This window comes from Granulicella sibirica, assembly GCF_004115155.1.
In the GTDB taxonomy this organism is placed as follows: Bacteria; Acidobacteriota; Terriglobia; order Terriglobales; family Acidobacteriaceae; genus Edaphobacter; species Edaphobacter sibiricus.
Genome location: NZ_RDSM01000003.1, coordinates 634,610 through 647,468 on the forward strand (window position 1 = coordinate 634,610; position 12,859 = coordinate 647,468).

The 12,859-nt window shown below is 64.8% G+C and carries 11 protein-coding genes; 3 read left to right on the forward strand and 8 right to left on the reverse strand.

Annotated elements, in window-relative coordinates:
• Positions 1 to 21 precede the first annotated feature (21 nt).
• On the reverse strand, positions 22 to 4,386 hold the full coding sequence (locus GRAN_RS19215) for a sodium:solute symporter family transporter (RefSeq protein ID WP_128914653.1): 4,365 nt from the start codon (positions 4,384 to 4,386) through the stop codon (positions 22 to 24).
• 117 nt (positions 4,387 to 4,503) lie between these two features.
• Between GRAN_RS19215 and GRAN_RS19220 the strand changes: the two genes are divergently transcribed.
• Positions 4,504 to 5,418 carry a BadF/BadG/BcrA/BcrD ATPase family protein gene (locus GRAN_RS19220; protein ID WP_128914654.1) on the forward strand — a complete coding sequence of 305 codons (915 nt, stop codon included), beginning with the start codon at positions 4,504 to 4,506 and terminating at the stop codon, positions 5,416 to 5,418.
• Here the strand turns inward: GRAN_RS19220 and GRAN_RS19225 are convergent.
• Positions 5,415 to 6,773: an Hsp70 family protein gene (locus GRAN_RS19225; protein WP_128914655.1), complete on the reverse strand. Its 1,359-nt coding sequence runs from the start codon at positions 6,771 to 6,773 to the stop codon at positions 5,415 to 5,417. The two genes, GRAN_RS19220 and GRAN_RS19225, sit on opposite strands and share 4 nt — an antisense overlap.
• A gap of 15 nt (positions 6,774 to 6,788) precedes the next feature.
• A complete protein-coding gene (nagA, locus tag GRAN_RS19230; protein ID WP_128914656.1) occupies positions 6,789 to 7,952 on the reverse strand; it encodes an N-acetylglucosamine-6-phosphate deacetylase in 1,164 nt (387 codons plus the stop codon).
• 94 nt (positions 7,953 to 8,046) lie between these two features.
• On the opposite strand from nagA, the gene yiaK reads away from it, so the two are divergent.
• Positions 8,047 to 9,081: a 3-dehydro-L-gulonate 2-dehydrogenase gene (gene yiaK / locus GRAN_RS19235; RefSeq protein ID WP_128914657.1), complete on the forward strand. Its 1,035-nt coding sequence runs from the start codon at positions 8,047 to 8,049 to the stop codon at positions 9,079 to 9,081.
• Here the strand turns inward: yiaK and GRAN_RS19240 are convergent.
• The 4 genes from GRAN_RS19240 to GRAN_RS19255 form a co-directional block, all read right to left on the reverse strand.
• On the reverse strand, positions 9,078 to 9,707 hold the full coding sequence (locus GRAN_RS19240; RefSeq protein WP_128914658.1) for a DUF4126 domain-containing protein: 630 nt from the start codon (positions 9,705 to 9,707) through the stop codon (positions 9,078 to 9,080). The genes yiaK and GRAN_RS19240 overlap by 4 nt on opposite strands.
• 169 nt (positions 9,708 to 9,876) lie before the next feature.
• Positions 9,877 to 10,182 carry a hypothetical protein gene (locus GRAN_RS19245; protein ID WP_128914659.1) on the reverse strand — a complete coding sequence of 102 codons (306 nt, stop codon included), beginning with the start codon at positions 10,180 to 10,182 and terminating at the stop codon, positions 9,877 to 9,879.
• A complete protein-coding gene (locus GRAN_RS19250) occupies positions 10,169 to 10,465 on the reverse strand; it encodes a BrnT family toxin (protein WP_128914660.1) in 297 nt (98 codons plus the stop codon). The genes GRAN_RS19245 and GRAN_RS19250 overlap by 14 nt, the downstream gene beginning before the upstream one ends.
• Positions 10,466 to 10,542: 77 nt before the next feature.
• The gene (locus tag GRAN_RS19255) at positions 10,543 to 10,785 is read right to left on the reverse strand and encodes a DUF3565 domain-containing protein (protein WP_421800861.1); all 243 of its coding nucleotides are present in this window, start codon (positions 10,783 to 10,785) and stop codon (positions 10,543 to 10,545) included.
• On the opposite strand from GRAN_RS19255, the gene larE reads away from it, so the two are divergent.
• Entirely contained in the window at positions 10,780 to 11,619 is an 840-nt protein-coding gene (gene larE / locus GRAN_RS19260) for an ATP-dependent sacrificial sulfur transferase LarE (RefSeq protein WP_128914661.1), read from the forward strand. The genes GRAN_RS19255 and larE overlap by 6 nt on opposite strands.
• On the opposite strand, the gene GRAN_RS19265 is transcribed toward larE, so the two are convergent.
• The gene (locus GRAN_RS19265) at positions 11,616 to 12,833 is read right to left on the reverse strand and encodes an FAD-dependent oxidoreductase (protein ID WP_241655020.1); all 1,218 of its coding nucleotides are present in this window, start codon (positions 12,831 to 12,833) and stop codon (positions 11,616 to 11,618) included. The genes larE and GRAN_RS19265 overlap by 4 nt on opposite strands.
• Positions 12,834 to 12,859: the final 26 nt, after the last annotated feature.

Consider the following 12,859-nt stretch of genomic DNA (forward strand, 5'->3'; position numbering starts at 1 on the left):
TGTGTGTCTGGCGGGTGAAAATCAGTGGATAGCTTGTGGGGCGTTGTCTGGATAGAGCAGGTACGGGGCGCGCTTTTTGCGGAACTCGTCGAGGGAGGGCGTCCAGGAGGCGGCGATGGCCTTCGGATCGTCGCCGCGCTGGAGGGCGGCGAGGGTGTCGGCGTTGGCGATGATGCGCATGCTGCGGTCGAGGTTGAACTGCGTGGGGTAGAGCTTGTGGACGCAGGTCATGATCTCCATCGCCATCTCGGCGACATCGAGGACGGATCGGTCGGTGAGGTTGATGTGGAGGCCGGGGATGGTCTGGCCGTGGTAGGGGTAATGGTCGGGTGTTTCGATGATGGAAAGGGTGGTGGGGGTGAAGGTTATGCCGGGGATGTTGCGCGGGGTGAGGCAGGCGAGGACGTCTTCCGGCTTGAGGTAGGGTGCGCCGAAGTGCTCGAAGGGGGTGTCCGTCCCACGACCAACCGAAAGGTTGGTCGTTTCAAAAAGCCCGACGCCAGGGTAGAGGGTGGCGGCGGTCAGTGAGCGGAGGTTCGGGCTTGGCGGCGTCCACGGGATGCCGGTGGTGTCGAGGTATTGCGGGCGCGTCCAGTTCTCAAGAGGGACGACGGTGAGGTGAGCTCCGAGGCCCTTGCCGGTCGTTTGTGCTGGCTTCGGCGTTGATGTGCTTTCGACGAAGATCCCGGTGGGATGGGCGGTCGCGGTGGCTTCACCGTTGTAGAAGCGGGCGAGTTCGCCGATGGTCATGCCGTGACGCGCCGGGAGAGGCGTGTAGTCGACGTACGACTGGCGACCGGTGTCCGAGATTGGTCCCTGGATGGCGAAGTCGGTGCCGCTGCTTGGGTTTGGATGGTCGAGGACGATGATCTCGAGCTCGTGCTTATAGTCGCGGCGTTCGTCGGCGGAGGCTTCCAGGAAGTAAGCCATCGCGGTGTCGAAGGTCCAGAAGCGATTGCCGACGTCCTGAAGATCGATGAGGACGGCGTCGAGGTCCTTGAGTTGGGCGTGAGTGGGACGGCGGTCGCCGGGTTTGGGGCCGTAGAGGCTGGTGATGGGGAGGTTGGTGGCGGAGTCGAACTCGGCCTTGATGGCGGTCGTCTCCTGCTTGGCGGAGAGGCCGTGCTCGGCGGCGAAGAGCGTCGTGAGGTGAAGCGTGGGAAGGGCTTTCGTGGCTTCCTTGGAGATGACATCGATGGTGCGTTGGCCCATCGAGTCGAGTCCGGCGACGTTGGTGAGGATGCCGAGATTGAGGCGGTTGTTGTGACGCTTCGCGGCTTCGGCGAGAGCTGTGTAGTGGGTCTTTTCGAGGACGTCGATACCGGTGAGGGTGGGCTGTGAAGAGGCATCCGAGAGCGTGCTTCTAAGCTGGCGGCTCTGGTAGAGGCCAACTTTGCTGTTATCCGCGCAGAGCGTGATGATTCCTCGGGATGGGTCGCAAGCGGTGTTCGGGGTGTTGGCCTCCTTAACCATCTCTTCATGCAGACCGAGCGCCAGCGCGGCGGCGGTAGCGACCTGCCCGCGCAGGACGGAGACCGAGCCATGCTGGCGGGGGTGTACGGCGTTCGTGAGCAGGACGACGTAGGTGTCGGAGCCAGGATCCATCCAGAGCGTGGTTCCGGTGAAGCCGGTGTGGCCAAAGCTGCCGATGGGGAAGATCTCACCGCGCGGGCGGGAGAAGGCGGTGTTGATGTCCCAACCGAAGCCTCGCGTCGCGACGCCCTTCGTCGTCTTGAGGTCCTGGGTAAAGATGGTTGCGCCGGAGAGCGCGGTCTTCGGCTGCTGCGGCGTGGTCATCAATTCCAGCGTGGATTGCCTGAGGGGGAAGTTGCTTGGGCGTCCGGCGAGGCGGTCGAGAAGGGCCTGGGCGTAGAGGGCGACGTCCCCGGCGGTTGAGAAGACCCCGGCGTGCCCGGCGACTCCACCCATGCGGCGCGTTGTAGGGTCGTGGACCATGCCGCGGAGGAGGTGGTCGAAGTCGGGATTCTGTTCGGCGTTCCACTCATCGTCATGCGCGGTTGGGGCGGTGGTGGGGTCGAGCGAGTAAGGCGACCATGTGCCCGCGAGGCACTTGACGAGGATGCGGCCGATTGGCTTGGGGCCGACTTCGACGTTGGCACCGACCTTTTTGGCCAGGCCGCAGGTCTTTTCGAAGGGGTGGTAGCCGGTGTGGATCATGCCAAGGGGAAGAAAGATGTGCTCGGTCGCGTACGCGTCGAGGGTCTGGCCGGAGACGGCTTCGACGATGGCGCCTAGCGTGATGAAATTGATGTCGGAGTAGACGAAGGTCTCGCCGGGCGCGGACTTGAGCGGGGTGGCCATGGCGCGGCGGATGCCTTCGGCTTTATCCGGCGCGGAGAGACCCCAGGGGACGTCCTTCAGGTCTACGTCGGGGGCTTCGCCGGAGTAATGCGTGAGCATCATGCGGATGGTCACCTTGGCGCGCTGGGCGTCGCCGTCGGGGTTGAAGGCGGGGAGATACTTCTGGATGGGATCGTCGAGGCCAATCTTGCCCTGCTCGTAGAGCTGCATGATGGAGGTCGCGGTCGAGAGGCACTTCGACAGTGAGGCCATGTCGAAGAGGGTGTCTTCGGTCATGGGCTCACCGGGTGAGGGGAGGCCGTCGAGGCCAGGTTCGTTGTCCAGCTTCCGCTGTCCGTAGGCGTGTTCGAAGACGTTCTTGCCGGAGTGCCCGACGATGACGACCGCTCCGGGAAGCTTCTTCGCCGCCACGGCATCATTGACGAGTGCGGTGATTGGAGTGAAGTCCGGGGTGAAGCTTGGGTCGGGAGCCTTCGCCTGTGCGATGGCCTGTACCGCGACAAGGGCGATCAGGCCGGTGACTGCGGCCTTGGTGAGGGACTGCTTGCGGAAGACGAGGCTGGCGAGGGAGCCGACGGCGAAGGTCACGAGGGCTCCGAGAAAGACAAACCACGTGAAGGCGACATGGGGGACGGTGAGGTAGCGAGTGGCTTGCGGTGTGGTGGCCGTCAAGCCGAACAGAGGCGCTCCCGGGGCGAGCCAGAGGATGAGGTTGAAGGCGAATCCGACGATCATGCCGAGGATGGCTCCTGTCTGCGTTGCGTAGCGAGTGAGGGTGCCGAGAAGGAACACGCCGAGGAGCGCTCCATAAGCGACCGAGGCGATCGAAAGGGCGATCTCGACGACATGGCCCTTGCCTCCGTTAGCAACCGAATAGGCGGCGACGGCAAAGAGGACGACGGCCCAGAAAACGGTCGAGAGCTTGGCGACGAGGTTGCGTTCCTTATCCGACGGGTTGCGCCAGTGGAGATAGAAGTCGACCACGGTGGTGGAGGAGAGGGAGTTGAGCGCGGCGGAGAGGTTCGACATGGCGGCTGCGAGAATGGCGGCGATGAGGAGGCCGGCGACGCCGGTGGGCATCTCGTGGACGATGAAGCTCGGGAAGATGCGGTCGGCTGAGGAGAAGTGCTCGGGGTGGAGGCCGTAGAAGACGTAAAGGCCCGCCCCGATGAGCAGGAAGAAGGCGAACTGGATGAAGATGACGACGCCGGACGACAGAAGCGCGAGGCGCGACTCGCGCAGGCTGCGCGCGGCGAGCATGCGCTGGACCATGAGTTGGTCGGTGCCGTGCGAGGCCATCGTGAGGAAGGTTCCTCCGACGACCCCGGCCCAGAAGGTATAGGACTGCGTGAGGTTGAACGAGAAGTTGAGCCAGTGGAACTTGCCTGCGGCTCCGGCAACCTGGTGGATGGTCGACCAGCCTCCGGGGATGTGGGAGCCGAGCGTGGCTATGGCGACGGCGGTTCCCGCGATGTAGATGGCCATCTGAACGACGTCGGTCCAGATGACGGCGGCCATGCCTCCCTCGAACGTATAGAGCAGCGTGAGCAGGGAGATGATGCCGATGGAGAGGATGTCTCCCGTGCCGATGGCAATGCCGACGACGATCGAGACGGCGAAGACGCGCACGCCTTCAGCGGCAGCCCGCGTGAGGAGGAAGAGTCCGGCGGTGACCTTATGCAGCGTCGACCCGAAGCGCTGATCGATGAGTTGATAAGCCGTCAGCATCTGGCCGCGAAAGTACTTCGGCAGGAAGAGCATGGCGACGACGATGCGCCCGATCATGTAGCCGAGGACGACCTGCAGAAAGCCCATGTCGCCTGCGAAGGCCACGCCGGGGATGGAGATGATGGTGAGGGTGCTGGTCTCGGCCGAGACGATCGACAGCGCGATGGCCCACCAGGGAATCGTGTTGTCGGCGAGGAAGTAGGACTTGAGGCTCTTCGCCGGCGCGCCCGACTTGCCCTTGTCACGGAAGCGCAGGCCGAAGAGCGTGATCCCCAACAGATACGCGACGATGAGGGCGAGATCGAGGGGATGCAGGCGGGCGGGGCTTACGGGCATGTCTGGAAGTTTACAAGGCAGGGAGTAGGGAAGAGAGAGTAGGCAGTACAAGACGCGCCGCTGCTTTGTACACCCCGGTCCCTGCCGGCTACTCCCTGCCCTGTAGCATTGTTGGCTATGAGTCTGTTTCTGGCGATTGATGCGGGTTGGACGAAGACGGTGTGTTGCATTGCGGATGAGACGCGCGAACTTGCGCGGGCGACCACGGGGACGGTGCGGTTGATGGTCGCGACCGAGGACGAGGCGACCGAACGGCTCGTGTCCGTGGTGACCGATGCGGCCAAGGCGGCGGGCATCTCGCTCGAGGACGTGACGCGGACGTGCATGGCAGTCGGTGGCCTGTCGATCGAGCCGGTGCGGCAGTGGGCGACGAACACGCTTGCCTCTCTCGTGAGCGGCGAGGTCATCCTTGCCGGTGAAGAAGAGATCGGAATCGACGCGGCATTTCAGGGCGGCGCGGGCATCCTGGTGATCGCGGGGGCGGGATCGCATGTGGTTGCGCGGGCCGCCGATGGAGAGCTCTACAGCGCTGGCGGCTGGGGACCGGCGCTTGGGGATGAGGGTTCGGCGTACTGGATCGGGCAGGAAGCGGTGAAGACCGCGCTCTGGGGGCTTGACCGGGGGATTTCGAGCAAGCTGCTTGGGGCGATTCAGGAGGCGTGGGGGGCGGATACGGTCGGTGATGTCGTGACGCTCGGCAACGTCAGGCCGGGTCCGGACTTCGCGGCGCTTGCTCCGGTCGTAGCATGGTGTGCGGAGGAAGAGGACGACTTGGCCCTTGCGCTCCTGGTGCGCGCCGGGGAGGAGCTGGCTTCGCTGGTCGGACTGGTTCGGCTGAAGATGGAGGAGTCCGGCGCGGCGGGCGTTGTCGAGGTGGCGATCACCGGGAGCGTGCTGGAGCAGATTCGGATGGTGCGCGAGTCGATGGTCGAGACGCTCGAGGAAGACGGGATCGAGGTAAAGGTGCAGGAGCGCGCGGTGGATTCGCTCGAGGGAGCGCTCTGGAGGGCTCGGGGCGGCGAGAGGGCCTAGGTGGAGCGGAGCGCCAAGCCTCGTGCGACCGAGGTGAACTCGTTGCCGGTGACGACGCGAGCCGGGCTGAAGCGCGTCTCGAAGATGCGGCGGACGGCGGGGACGAAGCTTGTGCCTCCCGTCAGGAAGACGCGGTCGACTTTTTCTTTTGTGGTGTTGGTGGTGGCCAATAGGCCATCGACGCAGTTCTCGATCGATTCGAGATCGGCGGCGATCCATTGCTCGAAGTCGGCGCGGGTGACTTCTTTGGAGAGCTGACCGGCGGGGTCGAGTTCGGGGAAACGGAAGGTCGCGGTCTCGGCGCGGGAGAGGTCGATCTTCAGGCGTTGCACGGCCTGGTGGAGCTGGTAGCCAAGGTCCTCTTCGATCAGCGCGATCAGGGCTTCGACCTTTTCGGGCTCCTCGGCACGGGCGCGGGCGGCGCGTAGGATCTCGGTCACGTTGCGCGTCTTGAGGAACGAGAGATAGTGCCAGCGTTCGAGGTTCGCGTAGATCCACGCGGGAACGGCGGGGATGATCTTGAGTTCGCGCTGCGGTGGCAGGACGGCGGCGCGACCGGGGAAGCGCTTCGGCATGGGTGCGGCGAAGGGATTGGCATAGGTCTTTTCGAGCGTGTCGGCGCCGAGCGCGGGTGAGACGAGCTTGCGGACGATGCGGGCGTCGAAGGCGTCGCCGGCGAGGCCGAGGCCGGAGTTGCCTAGGATCTCGCGCGACGGCTGGCTCGCGTACGACGGGCCGACGTGCAGGAGGGAGAAGTCGCTCGTGCCTCCACCGAAGTCGCCGATCAGGATGAGCTCGTCGTGGTCGAGCGTGGCTTCGTACGCGTAGGCAGCGGCGATGGGTTCGAGCTCGAAGGCGACGTCCGGGTATCCGGCCTGGGTAAAGGCGGAGCGGAGTCGCTCGGTGGCGTAGGCGTCGTCCTCTTCCGTCTCGGCTGAGACGAAGCGGACGGGGCGGCCGACCGTGATCGGCGTCTCGGGGGTGAGGGGTGTGGCGAGAGTCTGCTCGGTGCGCAGGCGCAGGTCGGTGAGGATGCGGCTGATGAGGTCTTCGAGGGTGTAACGGCGGCCGAAGACCTCGGTCCCGGTCAGCGAACGCGAGGGCAGGTACGACTTTAGCGACTGGATGAGGCGTCCCGGGTGCTCAGCTTCGAGGTACTGCTGGATCGCCGAGGGGCCGGTGAAGCTGGCGATGCCGGACTTGCTCTGCTCGAGGTAAAGGACCGAACGAAAGCTTTCGGTCGGCGTCGTCGCAGTGGGGAAGTGAACGAGTTCGACCGCGCCATCCGGACGTGCGAGGGCGACGGAGCTATTGGTCGTGCCGAAGTCGATGCCGATCTTGATGGTGTCAGCCATGGGTTCTGGGGAGGGTTAGCGGGCTACCGTCTGGCCGTGGAGGATCGTCTGCTGCAGTGTTCCATCGGCAGAGAAGAGGTTGAAGTTCGCCGGGCTTCCGGGGAGGATCGCGAGGTCGAGGCCGAGCATGCGGGAGGGGTTGGTCGAGGCGAGGCGCAGGGCGGTGGCGAGGGATGCTCCGGTCATGGCCTGGACGTTGGCGACAGCGCGGTCCATGGTGAGGATCGACCCGGCAAGCGTCTCGCGGCCCTCGTCGAGATCGCACTGGAGAAGGCAGCGTCCGTTGGCGACGCGCACGCCGAGGCCGGCGAGGGTGTAGTCGCCGTCGGGCATTCCGGCGGCGGACATGGAATCGGTGATGAGGATGCCGAGGTCTTCGCCCTTGGCCTTGAGCCACAGGCGCACGATCTCTGGCGCGACATGAACTCCGTCGCAGATGAGTTCGGCGAAGAGTTGCTGCGAATCAAGCACGATAGCTGCGACGCCCGGTTCGCGATGATCGATGGGCCGCATGGCATTGAAGGTGTGGGTGGCGGAGACGGCTCCGGCCGCAATCCCGGCGAGCGCCTCGGCAGTCGTGGCGTTGCTGTGGCCGATGCTGACCTTTACCCCCGCCTTGGTCGCGTGCGCGATCAGGTCGAGCGCACTTGGGTTCCCGACGAAGCCGGGTGTCTCGGGAGCGATGGTGATGAGGGAGATATGCCCCCGCGCGGCTTCCTGGAAACGGTCGAAGAGCTCGATCGACGGCGCGAGGATGTTGGCCACCGGATGAACGCCGCGCTTGGCGTGCGAGATGAATGGCCCTTCGAGATGAATGCCGATGGGTGTTGCCAGGGGGCCGCTATGAGAGGTCTCGATCTCGTCGGCGATGCGCGAGAGCGCCTGCAGGGTGTGGTCGATCGGCGCAGTTACCGTCGTCGCTAGGTACTGGCCGACGCCGCGGCTCGCGAGGAATGTGTTGAGGGCGACAAAGTCGGAGGGCGACGCTGTCATGACGTCGTGCGAGGCCGCGCCATGGGAGTGGACGTCGAGGAATGGAGCGGTGAGCGTCTCGCCCGCGTTCCGGACGTTAGGGTCGGATTCGATCTCGGCGATGAGGCCGTCTGCTGTGAGGGTGATGACCGGGTACTCGATGGAGCCGGTGTGGGTCAGGAGACGGCGGGCGGTCAGCGTTTGCATGGATCTTCAGTTTACCGGTTTAGCCGCCGGAGGTCCTACCTGTAGCAGCCGCCGCTTGTTATCCTCAACCTGCCGCTCCCATAAAGGACTTGCCATGCTCCGCGTTCCGTACGCCGACCTCGAAGCCGCACTCCACCGCGCCGTGCTTCACCTCGGCCTCGAAGACCCGCGCGCTGCCTTCTGTGCGCAACTCTTTGCCGAGACCACGCGCGACGGCGTCTACACGCATGGACTCGCACGCTTTCCTCGCTTCTCCGCCATGGTGAAGAACGGCGCCATCGACCCGCACGCCTTCCCCACGCGCACCGGCGGCTTTGGGGCCATCGAGCGCTGGGACGGCCATCGCGGTCCCGGCAACCTGAACGCCCACGCCGCCATGGCCCGCGCCATCGAACTTGCGCGTGAACACGGCATCGGCGCGGTCGCCCTCGCCAATACCAACCACTGGATGCGAGGTGGGAGCTACGGCTGGCAGGCCGCGACGCAGGGCTGCTTCGGCGTCTGCTGGACGAACACGCTCGCCAACACCCCCGCCTGGGGGACGGCGAAACCGACCGTCGGCAACAACCCGATCATCCTTGCGATCCCACGCGCCTTCGCCTCCCAGCCCGAACCGCACGCCGCGCCGGTCGTGCTCGATATGGCGATGACGCAGTTTTCGATGGGCTCGCTCTCGGCCTACGCGAAGCGCGGAGCGCAGCTTCCGGTGCCCGGCGGCTACGACCGCGACGGTGTGCTCACACGCGATCCCGTGGCCATCGAGCAGTCGCAGCGCACCCTGCCGGTCGGCTACTGGAAGGGCTATGGCCTGTCGCTCACGCTTGACCTATTTGCGGCGATGCTCTCGGGAGGTCTCGCCACGCACCAGCTTCCGCTCGATCCTTTGAAAGAAGCCGGCCTGTCGCAGTTCTTCCTTGCCATTGACCCAACCACCTTCGCCGACCCGGACCAGCTTTCGGCCATCGCCGAAGGCGTCCTCGCCGACCTGAAGCTCGCGCCGCCTGAAGATCCCACGAGCCCAGTTCGTTACCCCGGCGAGGAGACGCTACGTGTGCGCCAGGTCAACATGGAGCAGGGTGTTCCCGTCGATCCGGAGCTATGGGCGAAACTGAGCGACCTGACCATCTAGCGATTTGAAGCGAGGACAACCTCGCCGGGTCGTCCGAACCGCCGCCTCCAGCCCGCCCGGATCTTCCTCGCACCCCACCACGCCACGCCCACACCCGCCGCCAGCATCGCCACCACCGCTCCCGCAGCCGTAAGTGGATGGTGCGTCGCGAACCACATCAGCCCGACCACAAGCCCATCCTCCGCCGTACTCAGCGCTATGTTCGAGACCGGTTCCGGACTTGGCGTCACCGCCACGCGCGCCGCCGTCTTCGTCCCGTGCGAGATCGCCGCGATCACCGCGCCAAGACATGTCACCACCAACTGCATGCCGATCGAAAGGTGCGACGTGGCCGCATAGGCCATCAGCGCCGCCAGCGGAATCCGCACGAACGTATGCAGCGCGTTCCAGATCACGTCGAACCCCGGAATCTTATCCGCGACAAACTCCCCGGCGAAGAGGATGCCGCTTGCAACGACGATCCACGTGTCTCCCAGCGACTCCAGACCGGACGGCAAAACCACCCAGTGCATCCGCGCCATTACTCCAAGCGAGAGTATCGTGGCGTACACGTTAAGCCCCGCCGCGAAGCTGACCGCGACGACCAGGGCAGTGATCGTGCTCGGCGTGACGGCGAGGGCATTCATGCAGCGAAGCCTACCACGGCATCAATCCTGCCCGGCAAGGCAAGCAGGACATGGCATCGAGCGTCCTCGCCATCGACCCTATAATCTTCGCTGATCCAGCCCAGCTTTCGGCATCGCCAGGGCGTCCTCGCCGACCTCAAACCTGCCGCGCACGTTGCGCTCTAATTGCTTACCTCGCGGCCTTCATCTCGGCGACAGCTTCCTGGATAGCCTGCTCTGGAACTCCATGAGCGATGAGTCTCTGGCTGAATTCCTCGACCGTGCTGTCGTTTGCCCGCTGTGCTTCCCTCTCGGCCAGGTGCTTGCGGAGCCCATTCGAGATGTAGGCCCGGATGAGCGCCTGGTACCCACCGAAGCCGAGCGATGGGGCGACCTCCTTGAGATCCTCGATGACGTGATCGGGTAGACGAAGCGAGATCAGGGTCATGGGTTTGTCCGGCTGCATGTTTCGCTTGATGCGGTCAGTCATTTTCATAGCGTCTCCTCTCCGCCGGTTCCGCAAGACGCGCGGAGATGAGGCGGAGCACATCCCGTTCCCTGATCACATGCACGACATACAAAAGCCTGTATTCGGTCGTGAGGCCAATGCATGCCTGTCGAGCCTCTTGCTCTGGGCTGGCGTCCTCGTAACGGGCTAACTGGTCAAGAAATACCTCTCGGGCCTGCTCGAACCGAACGCCGTGCCTTAGGACGTTGCTGGCTGCCTTATCGCTGTCCCAGACGAAGCCCTGCCCATCCAGTGTCGAGTACACGTCCATATAGCCATTGTATATACACTGCTCGTGGAGGAACCACAGACTTCGCGGACCAGTTGGTTAAAATCTTCAGTGTTCGCCTAATCGGCTCCGGCAACGCAAGCCGGACACGGCATCGACCGTCCGATCCACGCCGCCCGGCCCTCGGGCGTCAGCACCCACTCCCGCACCGTCCACGGCGGATCGTGCCGGACATGCCGCTCGTGCCCGCAGGCCAGCCGCATGATCCAGTCACCCGCTTCATCCTGCCGGAAATCGACGACTACGCTCTCCATCCTTCGCTCCCCTACAATCATCTCAGCAGGAAGGTGACCCCGATGCATCCCGACGTAGCCCTCGCGGCGAAATCCGTCCACCTCCACGAGACCCTGCTCGGCCTCGGCTCGGTCCTCGTCGCATATTCCGGCGGAACGGACTCTGCTTTCCTGGCGTACGCCGCGCATCGTGCGCTCGGGCCGAAGATGCTTGCCGTCATCGCCGACTCTGCCTCTCTTCCCCGCGCGGAACTTGCCGCCGCCCTCGCCTTCACCGCCGAGCATGGCATCCCCACGCAGATCCTCCAGACCGACGAGCTTTCGCGCGAGGACTACGCCCGCAACGACAGCCAGCGCTGCTTTCACTGCAAGGACACCCTCTTCGCCGCCATGGAGATCGAGCGCGCCCGCCTCGGCTTCGCGCACCTCGCCTATGGCATGAACCTCGACGACAAGGGCGAGTTCCGCCCCGGCCAGAAGGCCGCCGCAATGCATCACGCCGTCGCCCCGCTCGTGACGGCAGAGTTGACCAAGCCCGAGATCCGCGACCTCGCCCGCGCCACCGGCCTTTCACTCGCCGACAAGCCCGCAAGCGCATGCCTCTCCTCGCGCATCGAGTACGGCCGCCCAGTCACACGCGAGAACCTCGCCCAGGTCGAACAGGCCGAGGCCGCTCTGCACGCCATGGGCTTCCCGCAGGTACGCGTCCGCCACCACGGCGACCTCGCCCGCGTCGAGATCGCCCGCACCGACCTCGCCCGCGTCCTCTCGCTCGACACCCTCGACCGCATCACCGCCGTGCTCAAGCCGCTGGGCTTCACCTACGTCACGCTCGATACGCAGGGCTATCGCTCCGGCTCCATGAACGACATCCTCACCACCATCGCCCCCGCCCGCGCCTAGACCGGCCCCTTGAGGAAGTCATTCGTCGCGCGGATATGTTGCGGCTGCAATCCCATCCCGACAAACCTTCCGACAAGCCCCTGAAAGCCAGGCACACGCGTCAGGATGCGCAGGATCAGCGGAGGCCCGCTTGGCCCGTTGCTCCGCAGCACGCGATCGAGCACGCGATGCGCGAGCATCTGCACCCTCTGCGTATTGCGGATGGCTCGCTCGCGGTAGTGCTGGACCCGCGCCAGATCGTGCTCGGTGAGCGAATCGGTCCGCAGGGCGTCGGTGAGCATATTGGCCGTCGCGACCGCATCCTGCAGCGCGAGATTGATCCCGATGCCTCCCACCGGTGACATCGCATGCGCCGCGTCGCCGATGCACAGAAGCCCCGGCGACGACCAGCGTTCGAGGTGGTTCACCTGGATCGTCAGCAGCTTGATCTTGTCCCAGTTATCCAATTCTCCGGCGCGTCCCGCGAGGAACGGCACAATGCGTTCGAGACTCTGGTGAAAGCGCTCAAGCCCATCCTGCTGGATCGCGCGATAGCTCCCCTTGGCGATGAGGTAGCCGACCTGGAAGTAGTCGTTGCGATTGATGAGGATGACGAACCGCCCAAACCGCATGTAGCCGAGAGCGTTCTCGGGATCGGACGACTGCCGCGCGATGTGGAACCAGAGAACGTCGATGGGCACACCATCCTCGATGAGCGGGAGATGTGCCGCGACGCGCGAGGTGGCGTGTCGCCCGTCGCACCCCACGGTAAGGGTTGCCGCGAGCTCGATCGGCCCATCCGGCGTCTTCACCTGGACGCCGGTCGTGAGGCCGTCGCGCATGATCAACCCGGTCGCCTCCCAGCCCATCTTCAGCTTGAACTGTGGATAGCGTTCAGCCTCTTTGGCTAGAAAGGAAAGGAAGTCCCACTGCGGCATCAGCGCAATGTACTTCGCCGTGGTCGGCAGATGCGAGAAGTCCGCCATCGCCATCTTCCGTTCGCCGATGATCGCGGACATCCGGCTGACCTGCGAATGCGGGACCTTCAGAAAGCGCTCCAGCAAACCAAGCTCGTGCAGCAGTTCGAGCGTCGAGGGGTGGATGGTGTCGCCGCGAAAGTCGCGGAAGAAGTCGGTGTGCTTTTCGAGCACGGTGACGTCGATGCCGGCGCGCGCAAGCAGGTACCCGAGCATGATCCCCGCAGGGCCGCCGCCGATGACGCAGACCGTTTCCACGCGATCAATCTAACAAGCGCCCCGCC

Coding starts and splice junctions, on each gene's coding strand:
- GRAN_RS19250 (WP_128914660.1), bottom strand. CDS start 10,465: ATGGACGTGTACTCGACACTGGATGGGCAGGGCTTCGTCTGGGACAGC.
- GRAN_RS19225 (WP_128914655.1), bottom strand. CDS start 6,773: ATGGCTGACACCATCAAGATCGGCATCGACTTCGGCACGACCAATAGC.
- GRAN_RS19245 (WP_128914659.1), bottom strand. CDS start 10,182: ATGAAAATGACTGACCGCATCAAGCGAAACATGCAGCCGGACAAACCC.
- larE (WP_128914661.1), top strand. CDS start 10,780: ATGCATCCCGACGTAGCCCTCGCGGCGAAATCCGTCCACCTCCACGAG.
- GRAN_RS19240 (WP_128914658.1), bottom strand. CDS start 9,707: ATGAATGCCCTCGCCGTCACGCCGAGCACGATCACTGCCCTGGTCGTC.
- GRAN_RS19220 (WP_128914654.1), top strand. CDS start 4,504: ATGAGTCTGTTTCTGGCGATTGATGCGGGTTGGACGAAGACGGTGTGT.
- nagA (WP_128914656.1), bottom strand. CDS start 7,952: ATGCAAACGCTGACCGCCCGCCGTCTCCTGACCCACACCGGCTCCATC.
- yiaK (WP_128914657.1), top strand. CDS start 8,047: ATGCTCCGCGTTCCGTACGCCGACCTCGAAGCCGCACTCCACCGCGCC.
- GRAN_RS19215 (WP_128914653.1), bottom strand. CDS start 4,386: ATGCCCGTAAGCCCCGCCCGCCTGCATCCCCTCGATCTCGCCCTCATC.
- GRAN_RS19255 (WP_421800861.1), bottom strand. CDS start 10,785: ATGCATCGGGGTCACCTTCCTGCTGAGATGATTGTAGGGGAGCGAAGG.